This is a genomic window from Rhodococcus sp. MTM3W5.2 (assembly GCF_001984015.1).
Taxonomy (GTDB): Bacteria; Actinomycetota; Actinomycetes; order Mycobacteriales; family Mycobacteriaceae; genus Rhodococcus_G; species Rhodococcus_G oryzae.
The window spans coordinates 1,994,833-2,014,280 of the sequence record NZ_CP019572.1; the positions used below are offsets into that span (position 1 = coordinate 1,994,833).

At 70.5% G+C, this 19,448-nt stretch carries 17 protein-coding genes and 3 pseudogenes; 11 read left to right on the forward strand and 9 right to left on the reverse strand.

Annotation, left to right across the window (positions count from 1 at the left end):
• Positions 1-10: 10 nt before the first annotated feature.
• Both BTZ20_RS09205 and BTZ20_RS27910 read right to left on the reverse strand, forming a co-directional pair.
• Positions 11-659: pseudogene (locus tag BTZ20_RS09205) on the reverse strand (amino acid-binding protein).
• 246 nt (positions 660-905) lie between these two features.
• Positions 906-1,067, reverse strand: coding sequence for a hypothetical protein (locus BTZ20_RS27910; protein ID WP_223263895.1), 162 nt, complete (start codon positions 1,065-1,067; stop codon positions 906-908).
• Here BTZ20_RS27910 and gatC point away from each other — a divergent pair.
• Together gatC and gatA are read left to right on the forward strand one after the other, a co-directional pair.
• Positions 996-1,252, forward strand: a pseudogene (gatC, locus tag BTZ20_RS09210) (Asp-tRNA(Asn)/Glu-tRNA(Gln) amidotransferase subunit GatC). The gene BTZ20_RS27910 and the pseudogene gatC sit on opposite strands and share 72 nt — an antisense overlap.
• On the forward strand, positions 1,249-2,724 hold the full coding sequence (gene gatA, locus BTZ20_RS09215) for an Asp-tRNA(Asn)/Glu-tRNA(Gln) amidotransferase subunit GatA (RefSeq protein ID WP_077041152.1): 1,476 nt from the start codon (positions 1,249-1,251) through the stop codon (positions 2,722-2,724). The pseudogene gatC and the gene gatA overlap by 4 nt, the downstream one beginning before the upstream one ends.
• A 90-nt stretch (positions 2,725-2,814) precedes the next feature.
• On the opposite strand, the gene BTZ20_RS27915 is transcribed toward gatA, so the two are convergent.
• The 3 genes from BTZ20_RS27915 to BTZ20_RS09225 are packed head-to-tail and all read right to left on the reverse strand — an operon-like array spanning position 2,815 to position 4,870.
• Positions 2,815-2,997, reverse strand: a complete 183-nt coding sequence (locus BTZ20_RS27915; protein ID WP_223263693.1) for a hypothetical protein — start codon at positions 2,995-2,997, stop codon at positions 2,815-2,817.
• Positions 2,994-3,953, reverse strand: coding sequence for an NAD(P)/FAD-dependent oxidoreductase (locus BTZ20_RS09220; protein ID WP_223263694.1), 960 nt, complete (start codon positions 3,951-3,953; stop codon positions 2,994-2,996). Before BTZ20_RS09220 ends, BTZ20_RS27915 begins: the two co-directional genes overlap by 4 nt.
• A 47-nt stretch (positions 3,954-4,000) precedes the next feature.
• Positions 4,001-4,870: an SDR family NAD(P)-dependent oxidoreductase gene (locus BTZ20_RS09225; RefSeq protein WP_077041153.1), complete on the reverse strand. Its 870-nt coding sequence runs from the start codon at positions 4,868-4,870 to the stop codon at positions 4,001-4,003.
• Between the two features lie 112 nt (positions 4,871-4,982).
• Here BTZ20_RS09225 and BTZ20_RS09230 point away from each other — a divergent pair, with 112 nt between their 5' ends.
• Positions 4,983-5,579, forward strand: coding sequence for a TetR/AcrR family transcriptional regulator (locus BTZ20_RS09230; RefSeq protein WP_077041154.1), 597 nt, complete (start codon positions 4,983-4,985; stop codon positions 5,577-5,579).
• A gap of 442 nt (positions 5,580-6,021) precedes the next feature.
• Positions 6,022-6,732, forward strand: a complete 711-nt coding sequence (locus tag BTZ20_RS09235) for a histidine phosphatase family protein (RefSeq protein ID WP_223263695.1) — start codon at positions 6,022-6,024, stop codon at positions 6,730-6,732.
• 123 nt (positions 6,733-6,855) lie between these two features.
• Here the strand turns inward: BTZ20_RS09235 and BTZ20_RS09240 are convergent.
• A pseudogene (locus tag BTZ20_RS09240) lies at positions 6,856-8,266 on the reverse strand (alpha/beta-hydrolase family protein).
• Positions 8,263-8,916: a hypothetical protein gene (locus tag BTZ20_RS09245; RefSeq protein ID WP_077041156.1), complete on the reverse strand. Its 654-nt coding sequence runs from the start codon at positions 8,914-8,916 to the stop codon at positions 8,263-8,265. Before BTZ20_RS09245 ends, BTZ20_RS09240 begins: the two are co-directional and overlap by 4 nt.
• 166 nt (positions 8,917-9,082) lie before the next feature.
• Between BTZ20_RS09245 and BTZ20_RS09250 the strand changes: the two genes are divergently transcribed.
• The 3 genes from BTZ20_RS09250 (at position 9,083) to BTZ20_RS09260 (ending at position 12,117) form a co-directional block, all read left to right on the forward strand.
• A complete protein-coding gene (locus BTZ20_RS09250) occupies positions 9,083-10,327 on the forward strand; it encodes a sensor histidine kinase (protein WP_411269118.1) in 1,245 nt (414 codons plus the stop codon).
• 9 nt (positions 10,328-10,336) lie between these two features.
• On the forward strand, positions 10,337-10,999 hold the full coding sequence (locus BTZ20_RS09255) for a response regulator (RefSeq protein ID WP_077041157.1): 663 nt from the start codon (positions 10,337-10,339) through the stop codon (positions 10,997-10,999).
• Between the two features lie 86 nt (positions 11,000-11,085).
• Entirely contained in the window at positions 11,086-12,117 is a 1,032-nt protein-coding gene (locus BTZ20_RS09260; RefSeq protein ID WP_077041158.1) for a 6-phosphofructokinase, read from the forward strand.
• A 7-nt stretch (positions 12,118-12,124) separates the two neighbouring features.
• Here the strand turns inward: BTZ20_RS09260 and BTZ20_RS09265 are convergent, their stop codons facing one another.
• Positions 12,125-13,711, reverse strand: a complete 1,587-nt coding sequence (locus BTZ20_RS09265; protein ID WP_223263696.1) for an MFS transporter — start codon at positions 13,709-13,711, stop codon at positions 12,125-12,127.
• A 124-nt stretch (positions 13,712-13,835) separates the two neighbouring features.
• Here BTZ20_RS09265 and BTZ20_RS09270 point away from each other — a divergent pair, with 124 nt between their 5' ends.
• The 3 genes from BTZ20_RS09270 (at position 13,836) to BTZ20_RS09280 (ending at position 17,291) form a co-directional block, all read left to right on the forward strand.
• Positions 13,836-14,486: a TetR/AcrR family transcriptional regulator gene (locus BTZ20_RS09270; protein ID WP_077041159.1), complete on the forward strand. Its 651-nt coding sequence runs from the start codon at positions 13,836-13,838 to the stop codon at positions 14,484-14,486.
• Between the two features lie 10 nt (positions 14,487-14,496).
• Positions 14,497-16,017, forward strand: a complete 1,521-nt coding sequence (gene gatB, locus BTZ20_RS09275; protein WP_077043595.1) for an Asp-tRNA(Asn)/Glu-tRNA(Gln) amidotransferase subunit GatB — start codon at positions 14,497-14,499, stop codon at positions 16,015-16,017.
• Between the two features lie 62 nt (positions 16,018-16,079).
• Positions 16,080-17,291 (forward strand): cation:proton antiporter, encoded by a 1,212-nt coding sequence (locus tag BTZ20_RS09280; RefSeq protein ID WP_077041160.1) that lies wholly within the window; start codon positions 16,080-16,082, stop codon positions 17,289-17,291.
• A gap of 64 nt (positions 17,292-17,355) precedes the next feature.
• On the opposite strand, the gene BTZ20_RS09285 is transcribed toward BTZ20_RS09280, so the two are convergent.
• The gene (locus BTZ20_RS09285; RefSeq protein WP_077041161.1) at positions 17,356-18,495 is read right to left on the reverse strand and encodes a PQQ-dependent sugar dehydrogenase; all 1,140 of its coding nucleotides are present in this window, start codon (positions 18,493-18,495) and stop codon (positions 17,356-17,358) included.
• A 98-nt stretch (positions 18,496-18,593) separates the two neighbouring features.
• On the opposite strand from BTZ20_RS09285, the gene BTZ20_RS09290 reads away from it, so the two are divergent.
• On the forward strand, positions 18,594-19,430 hold the full coding sequence (locus BTZ20_RS09290; RefSeq protein ID WP_077043596.1) for a DoxX family protein: 837 nt from the start codon (positions 18,594-18,596) through the stop codon (positions 19,428-19,430).
• The last annotated feature ends 18 nt before the right edge of the window (positions 19,431-19,448 follow it).

The window sequence follows — 19,448 nt, forward strand, 5'->3', positions numbered from 1 at the left end:
CAGGGCCGGACTAGCTGAGCACGGTCGCCACGATGCCGGCCAGGTAGCCGAGCCGCGCGATCTCGGATGGCCGGAACTCCGGTCCGCCCGGGCGGCCGAGCAGCAGTGCCTGGCCGGAATGCCCAAGGGGGCCGCCGCGAGCGTGGTGTTCATGTCCCTCCACACCGTCGGCACCCAGTCGTCCTCGCCGTCGAGGACCGTCGGCTTGGCCAGCGGCATCCACGGCGCCTCGCCCGCATGGGTTTCGGGGGCTCCCGAGCTGCCCACCACCCGATACGTCCCGCGTGAGCCGATGCCGATCACCGTCGCCCAGCCGACCCTCAGCACTCGGGGGCGCCGTCGACGAGGACCTGGAGCCGGTCGTCCGTGGCCGTGGCGACCTGATCGATCAGCTCCAGTTCGCGGTGGGTGTCGAGGATTCCTGTGTATGGCCGGATCGAGTCGACGCGCACGCCCGCGAGCTGTTCCGCGGCGGTCAGCAGGGTGTCCGGCAACGAGCCGTGCGCCACGTCGACGACGAGATCGTCGACCGCGTATCCGGCGCCCCGCTCGACCACGTCGAGGGAGAGGATGTCGGCCCCGACCGAGCCGAGCGCGACGGCCAGCGAGCCCAGGCTTCCGGGACGATCGGGGAGCTGGACACGCAGGAGATACGACACGGGGCGTTCCTTCTATGGCGGTTGTCGGGGAACGGTGGGTTCTCCGTGACCCCATCCTTGCACCGTTGCCGGTCCGCGTGCCGCCCGGACGTGTCCGCGAATTCGCCGCTGCCCGTCGGACTCCCAGCTCGCCGCGGTTCGGTGACACGGGCGACATGTGATCGTTCCGTCGCGGAAATGAAGTCGCGCCGCGCGCCGGGGCGCGTCCGGCCCCGGCTCTGGCTGTGGCGGCCGGGCGGCGACGCTCTAGGCTAGGGGCCGATCGCTGTCTCCGACCTGAAAGGGGCCCACGCGGTGCCTGCCATCTCCCGTGACGAGGTCGCCCACCTCGCCCGGCTGTCCCGGCTCGCGCTGTCCGATGCCGAACTCGACGAGTTCGCCGGTCAGCTCGATTCGATCCTCAGCCATGTCAAGACGGTGGCCGAGGTCGCCACGGACGATGTGCCGCCCTCCGCGAACCCCAACGCGATCACCAATGTGACCCGCCCCGATGTCATCGTTCCCGGACTCACCCCGAGCAGGCGCTCTCCGGCGCGCCCGCCGTCGAGCAGGACCGTTTCGCCGTGCCGCAGATCCTGGGGGAAGAGCAGTGACCACCGACCTGACCGCGTTGGACGCCTCCGTCCTCGCTTCGAAGATCCATGCCCGCGAGGTGTCCTCCGTCGAGGTCACCCAGGCGCACCTGGACCGCATCGCCGCGGTCGACGGCGAGATCAATGCCTTCCTGCACGTGGCGGGGGAGCAGGCGCTGAGCGCCGCCAAGTCCGTGGACGACGCCCTCGGCTCCGGCCAGGCGCCCGCCTCCGCCCTTGCCGGTGTCCCGCTCGCGCTCAAGGACGTGTTCACCACCACGGACATGCCAACCACCTGTGGATCGAAGATCCTCGAGGGCTGGGTGTCGCCGTACGACGCGACGCTGACGACCAAGCTGCGCGAGGCCGGCATCCCGGTGCTGGGCAAGACCAACATGGACGAGTTCGCGATGGGATCGTCCACCGAGAACTCGGCATACGGGCCCACCCGCAACCCGTGGGACACCACCCGGATCCCGGGTGGCTCCGGCGGCGGCTCGGCCGCCGCGCTCGCCTCCAACCAGGCGCCGCTGGCCATCGGCACGGACACCGGCGGATCGATCCGTCAGCCCGCGGCTGTGACGGCCACCGTCGGCACCAAGCCCACCTACGGCACGGTGTCCCGGTTCGGTCTGGTCGCGTGCGCGTCCTCGCTGGACCAGGGCGGCCCGTGTGGCCGCAGCGTCCTCGACACCGCGCTCCTGCACGAGGTGATCGCCGGCCACGACCCGCGCGACTCCACCTCGGTGAACGCGCCGGTCCGTCCCGTGGTCGAGGCCGCCCGTCAGGGTGCGAGCGGCGACCTCAAGGGCGTGCGCGTCGGCGTCGTCAAGGAATTGCACTCGGAGAGCTACCAGCCCGGCGTCATCGCCTCCTTCGACGCGGCCGTCGCGCAGCTCACCGAGCTCGGTGCCGAGGTTGTCGAGGTCTCCTGCCCGAACTTCCTGCACGCGCTCGCGGCCTACTACCTGATCCTGCCGAGCGAGGTCTCCTCGAACCTGGCGCGCTTCGACGCGATGCGGTACGGCATGCGGGTCGACGACGGCAACATGAGCGCCGACCAGGTGATGGCCGCGACCAGGGCCGCCGGATTCGGCAAGGAGGTCAAGCGCCGCATCATGATCGGCACCTACGCGCTGTCCTCCGGCTACTACGACGCCTACTACGGCTCGGCGCTGAAGGTCCGCACGCTCATCGCGCGCGACTTCGACAAGGCCTACGAGTCGGTCGATGTGCTGGTCTCGCCGACGAGCCCCTTCACCCCGTGGAAGCTGGGGGAGAAGGTCAACGATCCGCTCGCGATGTACCTCTCCGACCTGTGCACCCTGCCGACCAACCTGGCCGGACACTGCGCGATGTCGGTGCCCTCGGGCCTGTCCGCGGACGACGGGCTGCCCGTCGGCCTGCAGATCATGGCCCCGGCGATGGCCGACGAGCGGCTGTACCGGGTGGGCGCGGCCTACGAGGCTGCGCGCGGACCTATCGTGCGCTGACGTTCGTCACGCCCTCACGAGCGGGCGGTTATCGGTTCGGTCACTTGACCGTTGTCCCGATAACCGCCCGTTCGGCGCTTCCCGGCCGGGTCAGCCGGAGAACCACCGGCGACGCCTTGCCGTCGCGAATTCCGCCTTCTCCCTGGCCAACTCGGCCGATGGCGCGACGAACGGCGCGACGGGCGCCGGACCGGACAGGAAGTCCGCGTCCACCTTGCCGACCAGGCCGCCGCCGAACTCGATGTGGCAGGCGCCTCTGCCTCGGTACTTCACCTCGGGCTGCGGAGCCGATCGCACCCTCGCGGCGATGACCGTCGCGACCGTGCGGGCGGCGTCCTCGGCGAACACCCCGGCCCGGGGACGGGTGCGTCCGCGCAGTCTCCTATGGCGTAGACGCCGGGGAATGGCGTGGCGAGCGTGCGCTGGTCGACGGCGACCCAGCCGTCCGTTCCGCCGTCCGTCAGGCGGGAGGCCGCGACCACGGCAGGCACCCGGTGTGCCGGGATCCCGATGAACAGGTCGTAGTCGAGGTCGCCGGCACGCGTGCGGGCGCGGTGCGCCGACGGGTCGAGCGCGTGGACCAGGCGCCCCGGCGAGTAGTCGATGCCGCGTTCCGCGAGCGCCTCGACGAGGGCGGTCGAGGTTCCCGCCGACACCGGGATCGGCGAGTCCATCGGGCTGAGCACGTGGATGCTCGTCCGGTCGCGCAGTCCGCGCCGGACCAGTTCGTCGTGCAGGAGCAGGGCGCCCTCGTAGGGCGCGGGCGGGCACTTGAACGGGACGCTCAGGATGCCGAGCAACACCCGGCCGCCGGTGAACTCGTCGAGCCGCGCACGCAGCCGGCCGACGCCGTCGACCGAGTAGAACTCGTGCCCGTCCTCCGCGAAGCCCGGGGTCGCGCCGGGCTCGTAGTCGGCGCCGAGCGCGACCACCAGGGTGTCCGGCTCGTACTCGGACCTGTCGGTGATCACCCGGCGGGTCTGTGGATCGATCGAGGTCACCGTCTCCCGCCGGAACTCGACGCCCGGCCGGGTGAGGTCGCGGTACGGAATCCGGATCGATTCTTCGGTCGCGCCCTTGAAGAGGAGGTCCATCTTCGCGAACCCGAACATGAACGAGTCGCTCTGGTCGACGAGCACGATGCGGGCCTGGTCGGCAATCGATTCGGACAGACACGCGGCCAGTTCGAGTCCTCCGAACCCGGCGCCGAGGATCAGCACGGTGTGCATCCATCAAGGCTCCTCCCGCCGGGGGTGACGAGGCAAGGGTGCGAGCGCTACGGCCAGACGAACTCGGCGTCCGCCTCGTAGTCCGCTCGGCGGGCGGCAAGGGCCATGTTCACCATCTGATGGGCGCCGGTGCCGATGATCTGGCGCACCGGCGGATGCGGGTTGTCCACCAGCGCCAGGAGGGCGGCGGCCGCCTCCGCGGGCGGGGCGTCGACCCACTCGGGGTCGGTGTCCTCCGGCTCCGCCTGCGGCGGGGCGCTCGGGTCCGGGTACTCCGCGGTCCCGAGGATGGCGAGACGGGTCTCGTCGTAGGCGGGGTTCGCGGTCGCGAACCTCATGCTCGAGCGCGCCCAGTCGGTGTCGAAACCGCCGAGTTGCGCCATCGTCACCGAGATCCCGAACGGGCGGAGCTCCTCGGCGGCGGACGCGCTGAACCCCTCGAGGGCCCACTTGCTCGCGTTGTAGAGGCCGAAGGTCGGCATCGCGCCCACCGCGCCGACGCTGGAGATCTGGATGATGTGTCCCGATCCCTGCGCTCGCAGCTGCGGTATCACGGCCTGGGTAACCCACAGGGCGCCATAGAAATTCGTCTCCATCTGGGCCCTGGCCTGGTCCTCGGTGATCTCCTCGACGGCGCCCATCAGTCCGTACCCGGCGTTGTTGACGACGACGTCGATCCTGCCGAACCGGTCGACGGCCTGTGCGACGGCAAGGGCGGTGGCGTCGCGATCGGTCACGTCCAGTCGCAGCGCGGCGACGCGCCCCGGATGGGCGGCCTCCAGGTCCAGGAGGGTCGTCGCGTCGCGGGCGGTGGCGACCACCCGATCGCCTGCGTCGAGCGCGGCGGAGGCGAAGGCGCGTCCGAGTCCGCGTCCGGCGCCGGTGATGAACCAGGTGCGGGGTTCGGTGGTGGGAATCGTGGCCTCCTCGGGTGCGGTTCACGAGACGGTGCGTCTCGTGAAACCACTGTGGCATCGCAACGAGGGTGTGTCAAGACGCAACGTCTCGTCTCGCTGATATGGTGGGCGAATGACACCCGAGCCCAAGGTCCCGCCGACGCGGCGCAGCGAGCGCGCCCGGTCGGCGATCCTCGCCGCCACTTCGGAGCTGGTCTTCGAGGTGCCCTACAGCCGGCTGACGATCGAGGCGATCGCGGCGCGCGCGGGTGTGGGCAAGCAGACGATCTACCGCTGGTGGCCGACAAAGGGAGCGGTGCTGTTCGACGCGCTGCTGGAGCTGTCCGGCGGACCGGACGGGGTCGCCCTGCCCGACACCGGTGACCTGCGAGCGGATCTCGGGCTGTTCCTGCGCGCCACAGTGGCGGAGATGACCGAACCGCGCTTCGACGCCTTCCTCCGCGCGGTCATGATCGAGATCCAGTCGGATCCGGACCTCGCCGAGATCTACCGCGATCGGCTGCTTGCGCCGCAGCGCGAGGCGATCCGCGAGCGGCTCCGTGTCGCGGCCCTGTCCGGCGCGATCCGGCGGGACGCCGACCTGGAGGTCGCGGTCGACCTGCTGGTCGGGCCCGTCCAGACCCGCTGGGCACTCGGTCTGGGAGGCCTGACCGAGCGGTACGCGGACTCCCTGCTCGAGCTGGTCCTGGCGGCGGTGCGCCCGAGCTGATTGCCCGCAGGCGGATCCGTCGATCTGGAACATCGAGAAAGCCGAGCAGGTCCGCAAGCGGATCAGCCCGGAATCGAACTCGGCGAACGTCGTGCCGAGCATCTCGAACACCCTCCGCCCGATCGGATCCGCGGCGTCGTACGTCTCGCCGTCGAACGACGGCTTCACGCCCCGGGTCTCGAGCTCGGTGACCGTGTGGCCCAGATTGGCCACTGACTATGCCGCTCGCACGTCCGCTGTCGGTGGTTTCGCCTGCGCGCGGTCCTGTGCGCGAGGGATCCCGATGGATGGGACACCCCGTAGTCGATTCGGGCAAATAGCTGCTTCTGTGAGATGCGACACCCCAAACTTCGGTTCTTCGGCACACCTGAAGTGGCATTCCCCACGATGAAAGGCGTTCCCACCCATGCGAATCCGATCTCTTCGACTGCCCATTGCGGTGATGGCGACCGCGGTCGCGGCCACAACCGCTACCGCCGGCGTCGCGTCCGCCGATATCGACTTCGGAAGCTCCGGGGGCAGCTTCGGTAGCAGCGACGGCGAAATGGTCATCACCCTGGTGCGCCATACCGAGTCGGCCGGTAACGCCTCCGGCCTGGTCGACACCAAGGTGCCCGGACCCGACCTGACCCCACGCGGCCGGACACAGGCAGACAATCTGGCCATCCAGCTGGCCGACCAGAATTATGACTGCGCCTTCGCGTCCAACATGGTGCGTACCGAGCAGACTGCGGCACCGACCGTCGCCGAGCAAAACCTGAGACTCAATATTCAGCCCGGTTTCCGGGAGATCGAGGCAGGCCAGTACGAGGGCTCTCCGGAGGCTGCGGCGCTGTCCGGGTACCTACAGGCGCCGATCAAGTGGCTCTCCGGCGACCTGAACGCACGGATTCCGGGCTCCATCGACGGCAACGAGTTCGACGGCCGCGTCGATGAGGCACTGCTCGAGGTGCAGCGCCGCGGCTGCACCGAGCCGGTGATCTTCTCGCACGGCGGCACCGTCATGTTCTGGTCCATGATGAACGCCAGCAACGCCGACAAGAGCAAACTCGGCACCGATCCGATGCGCAACGGCGGCCACGTCACCCTCAAGGGCAGCCCGCAGAAGGGCTGGACGATTGTCGAGTGGGTCGGCCACCCGGACCTTGGCTGATTCACCCTTCCGCGCCCCGGACGTCACCGACACAGTCGATGGCGCCGGGGCGCAGTCGTATCTCAGCCCAGGGCAGCCGATACGACATCCGTCCTCGAGAAGGACGAGGCCGGGCGATGGACGTCATGCATGGGCCGCGGCGGAGGAGCAGCCGCCGGCTGGCAGTGCCGTGCCCTGGTCGGTGCCGTACCGATGGCCGTGGCCGGCCGGTGCGTCGAGGGCGGAGAGCAGGTCCACGCTGGTCTGCACGAAACTGACGATCGGCAGCCAGGCCGGAAGCGGGGCGTCGGTCCGGGTCCGGTCCAGGGCAGGCGGGTGCAGCAACAGCCGAGGCGACCATCGCACCACCGGATCGGACGAGTTGGCCAGCACCACCGCCCCCGCAGTGCGGGCGGAGCCTGCGGGTGGGCCCGCGTAGAGGGCGCCGCAGGCACGCTCGCCCAGTCCCTCGTCTCGGAAGATCGAGCTCGCGCCTACCGCGCCGAGGCTCTGCCCGTAGACGTACAGCCGGGGGCGTTCCCCGTGGGCAGCAGCGAGATCCGGTCCGAGACCGCGGTGAACAGCGCCCGCGCGGACTGTTCGGCCGCATCGCGATCGAACAGGAAGGTCACCCAGCTCGGGGCGCTCGAGTACTGCACCCCACGAGGGCGACGTCGTCTCCGAAGCGCTGTTCGAGACCCTGCGCGGCGTTGCCGTCGATCCAGCCGGATCCGGTGGGTACGGCCACCACGATGGTGGACTTGGCCAGGCCGCCTGCGCGTTCCAGTTCGCGGACGGCCAGGCGAACCCGGCCGTCCTGGTCCGGGGCGCTGTCGATGCCGGCGTAGGTGCGCACCGCACCGGAGGCCGCCCCGGCCGAGACGAACTTGCGTCCCTGGGCGCCGAGCGAGTCCCAGGACGTCAGCGAGTCGGGGCTTCCGGAGATCGACGGCGAAACCGGTTGCCGCAGTGAGGTGTCGACGGTCGCATTCGCCGCGTGGTACGCCTGCGCGCGCGATTGCCAGAGCGCGGGCCCGGCCCAGAACTGTGTCGCGACCGCGAGCGCGGCGACGATCGCGGCCGAGCGCGCCGCGCCGAGTCGACGGACACCGGCCGCCACGGCCCTCGTCCCGGCCGCCAGGATCAGCGCGATGGCGGCGGCGCCCACGACCACCTGTGCCCAGTGTCCGCCGCCGACCGTCGGCACGCCCATCGCGACGCGCAGCGAGTCCTGCCAGTGATCGGCGAGCAGCATCGTCGCGGCCACGGTCACCGCGCCCGCCAGTAGCACCGGCAGCCGTGCGGACTCCCGCGACGGCGCGGGATCACCTGCCCTTTGCCTTCGGGGCCGGTGATGCCACGCGCTCGCGAACCCCCAGCCGAGCGCCGCGAGCAGTCCGGTGAGGATCGCCTGGACCACCGCGCTGCGGGGCAGCAGGGAGGGCGCGAGCGAGACCGCGACCATCGAGCTGACGGCGACGCTGGTGAGGACCCGGGGCAGCGCGACGGCGGCGACGTCGACGTTCGCGGTGGGCCGATCGATCACGGCGGTCATGCGAGCGCCGATCCGGTCGGCGCGACGGCGGCGGCGGTGGTGATGCGCCCGCGCCGACTGGTCGCGGCGATCGCACCGACGATCAGCGCGGCCCCCACCCCACCCGCGATGGCGTAGCCGGTCATCGACTCGGGTCGAGGTGCGACATATCCCTGCCGCCAGGAGTTCGAGGTCACCGCGGCGCTCGCGACGTTGGCCATCACATAGCAGGAGGTCCGCGCCGCATCGACCGTGCGCGCATCGCAGGCGCTGTGCATCCGCCGGTCCAGCTGCGCGTCAAGGCTTTTCCGTGCCCACGGTCCGAGGGCGGCGCCGTGGCGGTCCGCATAGCGCAGCAGGTCGTAGCCGAGATCGTGGGCCTTGCAAGCGGTCTCGAACTCCGCGGGCAGCGTGACCGGAGAGGAACAGTCGCCACTCGGGTTCACGAGCATCCCGGATTCGACGGCCGGGCGGTAGCCCATCGTGGCCACGAAGTCCGCCGGGATCGACGACGCAGGCGCCGCGTGATCGGCGGTGGTGAGCGAGGCGATCGCGGCCGCGGTGGGGGTGCTCTCGCGCGGCTGCTCTGCTCCAGCCGGGTGGGCCATCAGGGTGGTCGTCAGGGCGGCCGCCGCGGCCACCGTCAGCGCTGTCCAGGTCGTCTTCCGCATGGAGAAAACGCTAGGAATCCGCGGGACCAGGGCACATCACCCCGCAGCGTGGTTCCCGGGTTCCCACGCAGGTGGCGTCGATGCTGCGCCCTCATACCCTGGTGCCGCGCTGGTCTCACCCCGCAGTATGAGGACTTTTCGGATCCCGGTTCCTACGCTTCTGGATGTGAGTAAGACAAATCGTGCGCTCAAGAAGGTCGCGAACGAGGCCGCGGTGGCGGCCGCGCCGCGACTCAAGCGGGTGAGCTCGAGCCAGTGGGTGGACGTCTTCATCATCTTCGTCACCGGCGTGCTCTTCGCCATCGCCTGGCCGACGCTGCAGGTCACACACCACGTGCCCGCCGGGGTGCAGCCGGTCATCGCCGGGCTCGCGGCGCTGCCCCTGCTGCTGGTTCGGGCGAATCCCGCCCTGGGGTGGGCGATCTCGGCGGCGGGCGCGCTGGTGATCCCGCTGGTGTTCGACCGCACCGACGACTACGACTTCCCGTGGCAGGTCGTCCACGTGATGGTCATGATGGTGCTGCTGGTTGCGGTCAGCATGCGGGCACCGATCCCGGTGGTCGGGGTGGCATGGGTGTCGACGGTGCTGCTCTTCCTCGCCGACGCGCCCGGCCAGGACGGCAGGGGCTGGGCGGTCGGGCTGACCGCGTTGGTGCTGTTCGGCCTGCTGATCCGCTGGCTGGTGCTCTCCCGTCGCGAGCTCGCCCGGCAGGAGGAGGTCAACGAGGTCGAGCGGGCGCGGCGGGCGATCCTCGAGGAGAAGGCGCGCATCGCCCGCGACCTGCACGACGTCGTTGCCCACCACATGTCGCTGGTGGTGGTGCAGGCGCAGAGCGCGCCGTACCGGATCGACGATGTCTCGCCCGCGGCACGGGCCGAGTTCGAATCCATCGGTGCCACGGCCCGCGACGCCCTCAACGAGATCAGGGGCATGCTCGGGGTGCTCCGCAGCGACGGACAGCTCGCCGAGGACGCCCCGATGCCGGGCCTCGACCGGATCGACGAGCTGGTCGAGGGCAGCAGGCGGGCGGGCATGCAGGTGCAGGTGGACCGGATCGGGATGCCCGAGCGGTTGTCCGATTCGGCGGGGCTGACGATGTACCGGATCTTGCAGGAATCACTGTCCAACGCTGCCCGGCACGCGCCGGGGGCGCCGGTTCGCGTCATCCTCGGCGGGGACGGGGGCCTCGCCACCATGGCGGTGGTCAACGACCGGCCCGTCGGTACCACTGTGTCGACGGTCGCCGATCATGCCGGTGGGCACGGCATCGCCGGCATGCGCGATCGGGCCTCGTCGGTCGGTGGGAGCCTGGTCGCGCAGCCGCGCCCCGACGGCGGATTCGAGGTGCTGGCGCGGGTCCCCGCAGTGCCAGGGGCGGCGGTGTCGAGCGGCCACGTCACCCCGGCATAGGGTGACCGGGTGGCGATCACGGTATTCATTGCGGACGATCAGGCGATGGTGCGCCAGGGTTTTGGCGCGCTGCTCGGCGCTCAGCCCGACATCAGCGTGGTCGGCGACGCCCCCGACGGGAAGATCGCGGTCGACGAGGTGATGCGCCTTCGCCCGGACGTCGTGCTGATGGACGTGCGGATGCCGAACCTGAACGGGCTGGAGGCGGCACAGCAGATTCTGTCGGCCTCGTTCGACAAGCCGGTGCGGGTGCTGATGCTCACCACCTTCGACATCGATGACTATGTCTACGAGGCGCTGCGCGTCGGCGCCAGCGGCTTCATGCTCAAGGACGCCCCAGCCGAGGAACTGATCCGGGCGGTCCGGGTGGTGGCGGACGGGCAGGCACTGCTCGCGCCGACCGTGACCCGCAGGCTGATCGCCGATGTCACCAGCAGGCGCGCGCCCGCACGGCGCGAGCCGGCGCAGCTCGCGGCGCTGACTCCCCGCGAACGGGAAGTGTTGGAACTGATCGCCCGCGGGCTGTCGAACGTGGAGATCGCGGAGTCGCTGTTCGTGGCCGAGCAGACCGTCAAGACGCACGTCGGCAAGGTCCTCGGCAAGCTGCACCTGCGGGACCGGGCGCAGGCCGTGGTGCTCGCCTACGAGACGGGACTGGTCACCCCAGGCTGACCCGTCGGCGTGCCCGAACCGCCGGGCGGGGGCAGTATGCAATGGGACACTGAGGATCCACCTGCACGCAGAACGGGCGATTGACGATGACGACGATCGGCATTCTCACCAGCGGCGGCGACTGCCCCGGCCTCAACGCGGTGATCCGGGGCGCTGTGCTCAAGGGCTCCGAGGTGCACGGGCAGGATTTCGTCGGATTCCTCGACGGGTGGCGCGGCCTGGTCGAGGGCGACGCGATGCCCCTGGATCGCAGCCGCGTCCGCGGACTCTCGCACGAGGGCGGGACGATTCTCGGGACCAGCCGCATCGGTCCGTATCAGGGACCGAACGGCGGGGCGGAGAACATCGCCCGCACCATGGCGCGGCTCGGGGTCGATGCCGTGGTGGCCATCGGTGGCGAGGGCACCGCCGCCGCGTCGCAACGCCTGTTCGACGAGGGCATTCGGATCGTCGGGGTCCCGAAGACCATCGACAACGACCTCGACCAGACCGACTACACCTTCGGATTCGACACGGCGGTGGAGATCGCGACCGAGGCGATCGACCGGCTCCGGACGACGGGCAACTCGCACAAGCGGTGCATGGTTCTCGAGGTGATGGGGCGCAACGCCGGATGGATCGCCCTGCACTCGGGGACGGCAGGCGGTGCGCACGCGATCCTGATCCCCGAACAGCCCGAGAGCATCGAGCAGATCTGCTCGTGGGTGAACAGCGTCCGCGAACGCGGCCGGGCGCCGATGGTGGTCGTCGCGGAGGGCTTCACCTTGCCGGACATGACGGCGGCCCATTCGACCAAGGGCATGGACGGCTTCGACCGCCCGCGGCTCGGTGGGATCGCCGAGCTGCTGGCACCGATCATCCAGGAGCGCACCGGAATCGAGACCAGGGCGACGGTGTTGGGCCACATCCAGCGGGGCGGCGTCCCGACCGCGTTCGACCGTGTCCTCGCGACCAGGCTCGGCATGGCGGTGACCGATCTGGTGGCGGACGAGGAATGGGGCCACATGGTTGCGCTGCACGGAACGGAGATCGTGCGGGTGGGTTTCGACGAGGCGCTCGTCGACCACAAGTCCGTACCCGCGCACCGGTATCAGGAGATGCGGGTCATCTTCGGGTGAGCCCGGATCAGCGCCGCCCGATTCGCAGCAGCACGAAAACCGCGAGGGTGGCCACGGCCGCGATCGCCGAACTCGTCGCCATCACCGCGTCCAGTCCCTGCGCTGTCGCCCCCCGTGCCAGTTCGGACAGCGCGGGCACCGCGGCGGCAAACTGATCGGGGACGAACTCGATGACCCGTTGTCCGGCACCGGAACCGAGCGCCTCGGTGATCATGTCGGCCTGCTCGTCCGGGACCGAGACGGTCATCGTCCCGACGGTCAGCGCGGCGAGGCCGGTGTTCGCCTCGGTGGCGACCGCGTGCGAGAAGACCGCGCCGAGGCCGGCCACTCCGACCACGATGCCGACCTGGCGGGCGGTGTTGACCGCGCCGGTGGCCATGCCGGCCCGATCCACCTCGACGAAGGTCAGCGCGGACTGCGAGGCGATCACCGTGACCGCGCCGAGTCCGGCACCGCCGAGGACCGAGCCGGCGATGTAGTGCGTCCACGTGGTGGACGCATCCGCCCCGGTGCACAGCCACAGGCCCGCCGCGACCACCCCCATCGAGACCGGCAGCGACCACCTCGCGGGCAGGCGGTCGTGCAGCACGGCGATCGGCGGGGCGACGACGAGCGCGGACAGGGTGAGCGGCAGGGCCCGCAGTCCCGCCTGGAACGGGTCGTGGCCGAGCGTGTTGATGAAATACAGCGCCAGGAAATTCGTTGCGGCGACGAGGGTTCCTGCGCCTGCGAAGGCCGCGAGCGCGTTCGCCGCGAAGGCGGGCCGGACGACGAGACGCAGGTCCAGCATCGGGTGATCGGCACGTAGCTCCCAGGCGATGAAGGCGAGCAGTCCGGCGATCGAGGTGGCGCCGAGGGCAATCACCCGCGCGGACGACCAGCCCCACCCGTTGCCCTCGATCAGCGCCAGCACCCCGGGCAGGAGCGCGAGGGTGAGCAGCCCGGTGCCGGCCCAGTCCGCAGGCACCGCACTGTCCGCACGGGATTCGGTGACGTATCGGTACGCCAATGCCACCGCGACGATGCCGATGGGGACGTTGATCAGGAAGATCCACTCCCAGCCGATCGCCGTGACGAGGGCCCCGCCGACGAGGGGACCGGCGGCGGTCGCCGATGCCATCACCGCGCCGTAGATGCCGATCGCCCTGGCCCGCTTCATCGGATCGGGGAAAGCCGCCGCGACGAGGGGCAGGGAGACGCCGAACAGCAGCGCCGCGCCGACGCCCTGGACCGCCCGCACCACGTTGAGTGTCACGATGTCGCCCGCGAGCGCGCAGCCGAGCGAGGTGAGGGTGAAGATCGCCATGCCCGCGATGTAGAGGCGGCGTCGGCCGAGCCGGTCGCCGAGGGTGGCCGCGGTCAGCAGCAGCGCCGCGACCGGCAGCGTGTAGGCGTCGACCACCCACTGCAGGCCGCTGAGCGAGGCGTCGAGGGAGGACTGGATGTTGGCCAGCGCGGCCGCGACGATCGTCATGTCCAGCATCAGCATGAACATTCCGATGCAGACCGTGATCAGCGTGGCGGTGGGATGGGTGGCGGTCGACTCCGCGGTGGTCGCGTCGGAAACGTCGGTGAGCGAGCCGGTACCGGCCATCGGTCCTCCTCTGCGGGCGCCGTGCCGGATCGGGTAGCGCTACGGGTGTAAATTAACAGGCGTAGCCCTACGGGTGTCAATGCGGATCGCCCGGCCCCGACCGCCCGCGACTAAGGTGGCTCGCGTGATTTCGACGAGGAAGAAGGCTCAGCGCACGCCGTCCAGACGGGGAGCGGGCGAGTCGCTGCGAACGGACATCCTCGCGGCCGCAGCGGAGATGCTCGGCGAGACCGGCGATGTCGACGCGGTGTCGCTGCGCGGCGTCGCCAGGCGCGTCGGCGTCACACCGACCTCCATCTATCTGCACTTCGCCGATCGCGAGGAGCTCCACCTGGCGGTGAAGCAGCTCCGGTTCGAGGAGTTCGCCGCCGTGCTGCAGGCGGCCGCCGAAGCCGCCGGCGAGGATCCAGGCGCCCGGCTGCGCGCGATGGGGCATGCCTACGTCGGCTACGGCCTGGCCAATCCCGGCCACTATCGGGTGCTGTTCGTCTCCAACCTGCGTCATCAGGCCGGCGAGAAGCTGGCCGACTCGCACGCGCACCGTGCGATCCAGCTCATCACCGAGGAGGTCGGGCGATATCTGGGCCTGCCCGCGGAGGCGAAGGAGACGGTGATGCTCGCGTTGCACCTGTGGAGCGCGACCCACGGCATGGTGGCGCTGCGGCTCGCGCAAACCCGCTATCCGCACGCGGATGCGACCCGCGCCGCCTGGCCGGATGCGCACGAGCAGATCGACAACCTGGCCGACCTGCTGCTGCCGAAGCGGGGCGCATAAACTCGTGACCATGACTGCAGCCGGCCGGGTGGCGACAAGTACTGACCTTCTCGACTACGACGAGGTGCTCGCCCGCTTCGAGCCCGTCATGGGCATGGAGGTACACGTCGAGCTGCACACCGCGACGAAGATGTTCTGCCCGTGCCCCACGACCTTCGGCGCCGAGCCCAACACCCAGGTGTGCCCGGTCTGCCTGGGCCTGCCGGGCTCGCTGCCGGTCGTCAACCAGTCGGCGGTCGAGTCCGCCATCCGCATCGGTCTTGCGCTGAACTGCTCGATCACCCCGTGGGGCCGCTTCGCCAGGAAGAACTACTTCTACCCGGATCAGCCGAAGAACTACCAGATCTCGCAGTACGACGAGCCGATCGCCACCGAGGGATACCTCGACGTCGTGCTCGACGACGGCACCACCTGGCGGGTCGAGATCGAGCGCGCGCACATGGAGGAGGACACCGGTAAGTCGTTGCACGTCGGCGGCGCCACCGGCCGGATCCACGGCGCCAGCCACTCGCTGCTCGACTACAACCGCGCGGGCGTCCCGCTGGTGGAGATCGTCACCAAGACCATCTCCGGTGCGGGCGAGCGCGCCCCCGAGGTCGCCCGCGCGTACGTCACCGCGCTGCGTGACCTGCTCAAGTCGCTCGACGTCTCCGACGTCCGGATGGACCAGGGGTCGATGCGGTGCGACGCCAACATCTCGCTGATGCCGATCGGCGCCAAGGAGTTCGGCACCCGCACCGAGACCAAGAACGTCAACTCCCTCAAGAGCGTCGAGGTGGCCGTCCGCTACGAGATGCGCCGGCAGGCCGCCGTGCTCAGCTCGGGCGGTGAGGTCATCCAGGAGACCCGCCACTTCCAGGAGGCCGACGGCACCACCTCCGCCGGGCGCCGCAAGGAGACCGCGGAGGACTACCGGTACTTCCCGGAGCCGGACCTCGAGCCGGTCGCCCCGAGCGCCGAGTGGGTCGAGGAACTGCGCGGCACGCTGCCCGAGCTGCCGTGGATCCGCCGCGCCCGCATCCAGGCGGACTGGGGCGTCTCCGACGAGGAGATGCGCGACCTGGTGAACTCCGGTGCGCTGGAGCTGGTCATCGCGACCACCGAGGCGGGCGCGCCCGCCGACGCGGCGCGGTCCTGGTGGGTGGCGTACCTCTCGCAGCAGGCGAACACCCGCGGCGTGGCGCTGGCCGAGCTGCCGATCACCCCGGCCCAGCTGGCGCGGGTCATCGCGCTCGTCGCCGATGGCACCCTGGCGAACAAGCAGGCGCGGCAGGCCGTCGACGGCGTGCTCGCAGGCGAGGGCGAGCCGGACGAGGTAGTGGCCAAGCGGGAGCTCGCCGTGATGCGCGACGACTCGGCGCTGCAGGCCGCTGTCGACGCCGCGCTCGCCGCGAACCCGGACATCGCCGAGAAGATCCGCTCCGGCAAGGTCGCGGCGGCGGGCAAGATCGTCGGCGACGTCATGAAGGCGACCCGAGGCCAGGCCGACCCGGCCCAGGTCAAGGACATGGTCATCGCGGCCTGCTCCTGAGCCGACACACGGCGTGAGGGTCCTGTCGTCGATGGTGGTGCCCGTCTAGCAGAATCAGGCGGGTGCCCTCAGTCTCCGCTTCGTTCTTCTGGATAGCGCTCTGCGCCGTCATCGCTCCGCTGGTCGCCGGGCTGGTGCCGCGGAAGCTGGTGCCGGAGGTCGTGCTGCTGCTGATCGCGGGCGTCATCGTCGGGCCGCACGTTCTCGACCTCGCCGTCATGGGCAGCGAGATCGACCTGCTCCGCGAGCTCGGCCTCGGCATGCTGTTCCTGCTCGCCGGCTACGAGATCAACACCAGTGAGCTGACCGGTCGCGGCGGGCGCCGGGCGCTGATCACGTGGCTGTCCTGCCTGGTGCTGGCCTTCGTGGTGGTCGGGTTGCTCGGCCTCACCGGCGCGATCAACGCGGAGATCGCGGTGGCCATCGCCCTGACCTCCACGGCGCTCGGCACGCTGCTGCCGATCCTCAAGGACAGCGGCATGCTCGGAACCCGCTTGGGCCGAACCGTTCTCAACCACGGCGCCTTCGGTGAGCTCGGCCCGGTGATCGCGATGGCGATCCTGCTGAGCTCACGGAGTGCCGGCGCGTCGCTTGTCGTGCTCGCGGCGTTCGCGGCGGCCGCGGTCGGAGTCGCGTTCATCCCGGCGGGCCTGCGCCGCGAGGGCTCGAAGCTGGCCTCGATCATCCGGCTCGGCTCCGAGACCACCGCGCAGACGACCGTGCGGCTGACGATCCTGCTGCTGGTCACGCTGATCGCGGTCGCGACGATCTTCGATCTCGACATCATCCTGGGCGCCTTCGCCGCTGGCTTCATCCTGCGCCGCGCGATGCCGTCGGGCGACGAGAAGCTGGAGGCGAAGCTGGACGGACTGGCCTTCGGGCTGCTCATCCCGATCTTCTTCGTCACCTCGGGCATGGCGATCGACGTCAAGGCGGTGGCCGCGGCGCCGGGCGTCCTGCTCGCGTTCCTGGTGCTGATCCTCTTGGTGCGCGGGCTGCCGGTGTTCTTCGCCGAACGCTTCGACCGGGGTCCGGACCTCAAGGATCCGCAGCCGACCGTGCGGGAACGGGGGCAGGTGGCGCTGTACGCCGCGACCGGTCTGCCGCTGATCGTCGCGGTCACGGAGGTCGCGGTGAACGCCGGTCAGATGACCGAGTCGAACGCCTCGATCCTGGTCGCCGCGGGCGCGATCACCGTGCTGGTGTTGCCGCTGTCCGCTTCGCTGCTCGCGCCGAAGGCGCCGAAGAAGGTTCCGGCCCCCACCACCGGCTAGCGCCGAGTGTGCACCTACTGTCGGGTGTTCTCGGCCGATGCCCCGGCAGCTGCACACTCGGCGGTCAGTCGAAGCCGCCGCCGCCCTGCGGTGCGGGGATCTTGACCACCCGGTCGTCGGTCGGGCCGCCGGGATGGCCGTCGGCCTTGTTGACCGTCGATACCCAGATCGTGTTCTCGGCGCCGAGCGCGGCCGCGCCGAGCCGGCCGTACCGGTCCTGGGCGATCAGCGACGGCGCCGCGGTCACGGCGCCGGTCTGCGGATCGGTGTCGAGCAGCGCGAGTGCCCTGCCCGCGGTCAGCGCGATGGCGACCGAACCGCCGCCCGCCGTGCAGCCCGCGACACCGGGCCTGTCCGGCCAGGTCCAGACCGGGACGCCCGCCGCGCCGTTCGGGGCGACCTTCTGCAGTCGGTCCTCGAGCGGGGTCCGGTCGGTCACCCAGATGTTCTGGTCGGTCGGGTCCACGCAGACATCGCCCGCGCCGCCGATGCCCGACAGCGCGACCTGGGGGAAGGGCTGCGACCCGGGAGGTCCGGGCGTCAGCGCGGTCACGCGGAGCAGCTTTCCGGCCAGCGAGCCGGGATCGGCTGCGGCGGAAGGGTTCCCGGCATCACCGGTCAGCACCAGTAGTTCATTGGGGCCCGCGAAGGTCAGGGCTCCTGTGTTGCCGACGGATCCGCGCGGGATGCCGGTCAGGACGTCCTTGGGAGCATCGCCCTGCGCGACCCGCACCACCCGGTTGTCGCCAGGGGTGGAGACATAGGCGTACACCAGGTTGTCCTCGACGAAGGTCGGCGACAGCGCGACATCGAGCAGGCCGCCGTCGGAGGAGCCGTCCACGTCGAGTCGGGCGAACTCCTCGGTGGGCTTGCCAGGGGTGACGCGGAGGATGCGGCCGGTGCGGCGCTCGGTGACCAGTACCGAATCGCCGCCGGGCAGCATGGCCATGCCGCCGGTGGTGTCGAGGCAGGTGGTCACGACGGCGGGGTCCGGGTCCATGCAAAGCACCGGCTCGGCGGTCGGGAGGGGCCCGCGGGGGCTGGTCGGGGGCGTGCCGGGCGGTCGGGGCCGGACCTCTCCGCCTGCGTCGAACGTCGGCGCGGGGGTGAACGGGCTCGTCGCCGAGTCGTCGAACCGGGCACAGCCCGCCACCGCGACGACGATCGACACGGCCGCCAACACCCTGACCCGACTTGCTCCCATGACTGCAAACGGTACGGAATCCGGTGGGGGCGGCGCCACGGCGGCCCGGTGCGGCGCGCCGGACCGCGTATCTGCCGCTCGCCCTTACGCTGTCCATCGTGACAGCGAAGCAGCAAGGGAACCCGGACCGTGACGGCACCGAGCGCACCGCCTCCAGTCCGTTCGACCTGCCGACCGAGCAACTTCCAACCTCCTCCGGCGGTGCGCTGCCAGTATCGGACGACGATCTCGGGCTGATGCCCACCGAGCAGATCCCGACCTACCGCGGCAGTTCGGTCGACGAGGTGTATCCCAGCGACGAGGTGTATCCCACCGAGGAACTACGGTTCGCCGAGCCGTCCGAGCCTGCCGTCGTGTCTGCTTTCACCTCGCCCGTCCAGCAGGCGATGCCGGAGACGATCGCGCCGGAGACGCCGTCCGGGCGAGGAACGCTCGACCTCGGCCTGCTCGTCCTTCGGGTGGGGCTCGGGACGGTCGCGCTCTTCCACGGGCTGCAGAAACTGTTCGGCTGGTGGAACGGCCCCGGACTCGACGGCTTCGAGACGACGCTGCTCGACGCCGGCTTCGAGCAGGCCCGACTGCTCTCGATCCTCACCGCCGTCGGTGAGGTCGCGGCAGGCGCCCTCCTGATCATCGGTCTGGTGACGCCGCTGGCCGGCGCCGCGGTACTCGCGGTACTGATCAACGCGTGGTGCGTTCGCCAGGTCGCGGAGCCGGGACTGCAGTTCTTCGCGCCGTCCGGCGTCGAGCACGAGACGATGCTGGTCGCCGCGGCCGTCGCGGTGGTGTTGACCGGCCCCGGCCGGTTCTCGGTGGACGGAGGCCGGAAGTGGGCCACCAGGCCGCACATCGGTTCCTTCGTCGCACTCATCCTCGGCGTCGCGGCAGGCGTCTGCCTCTGGATCTTCTTCAACGGGGCGAACCCCCTGATCTGAGTGATCAGGGGGTTCGCG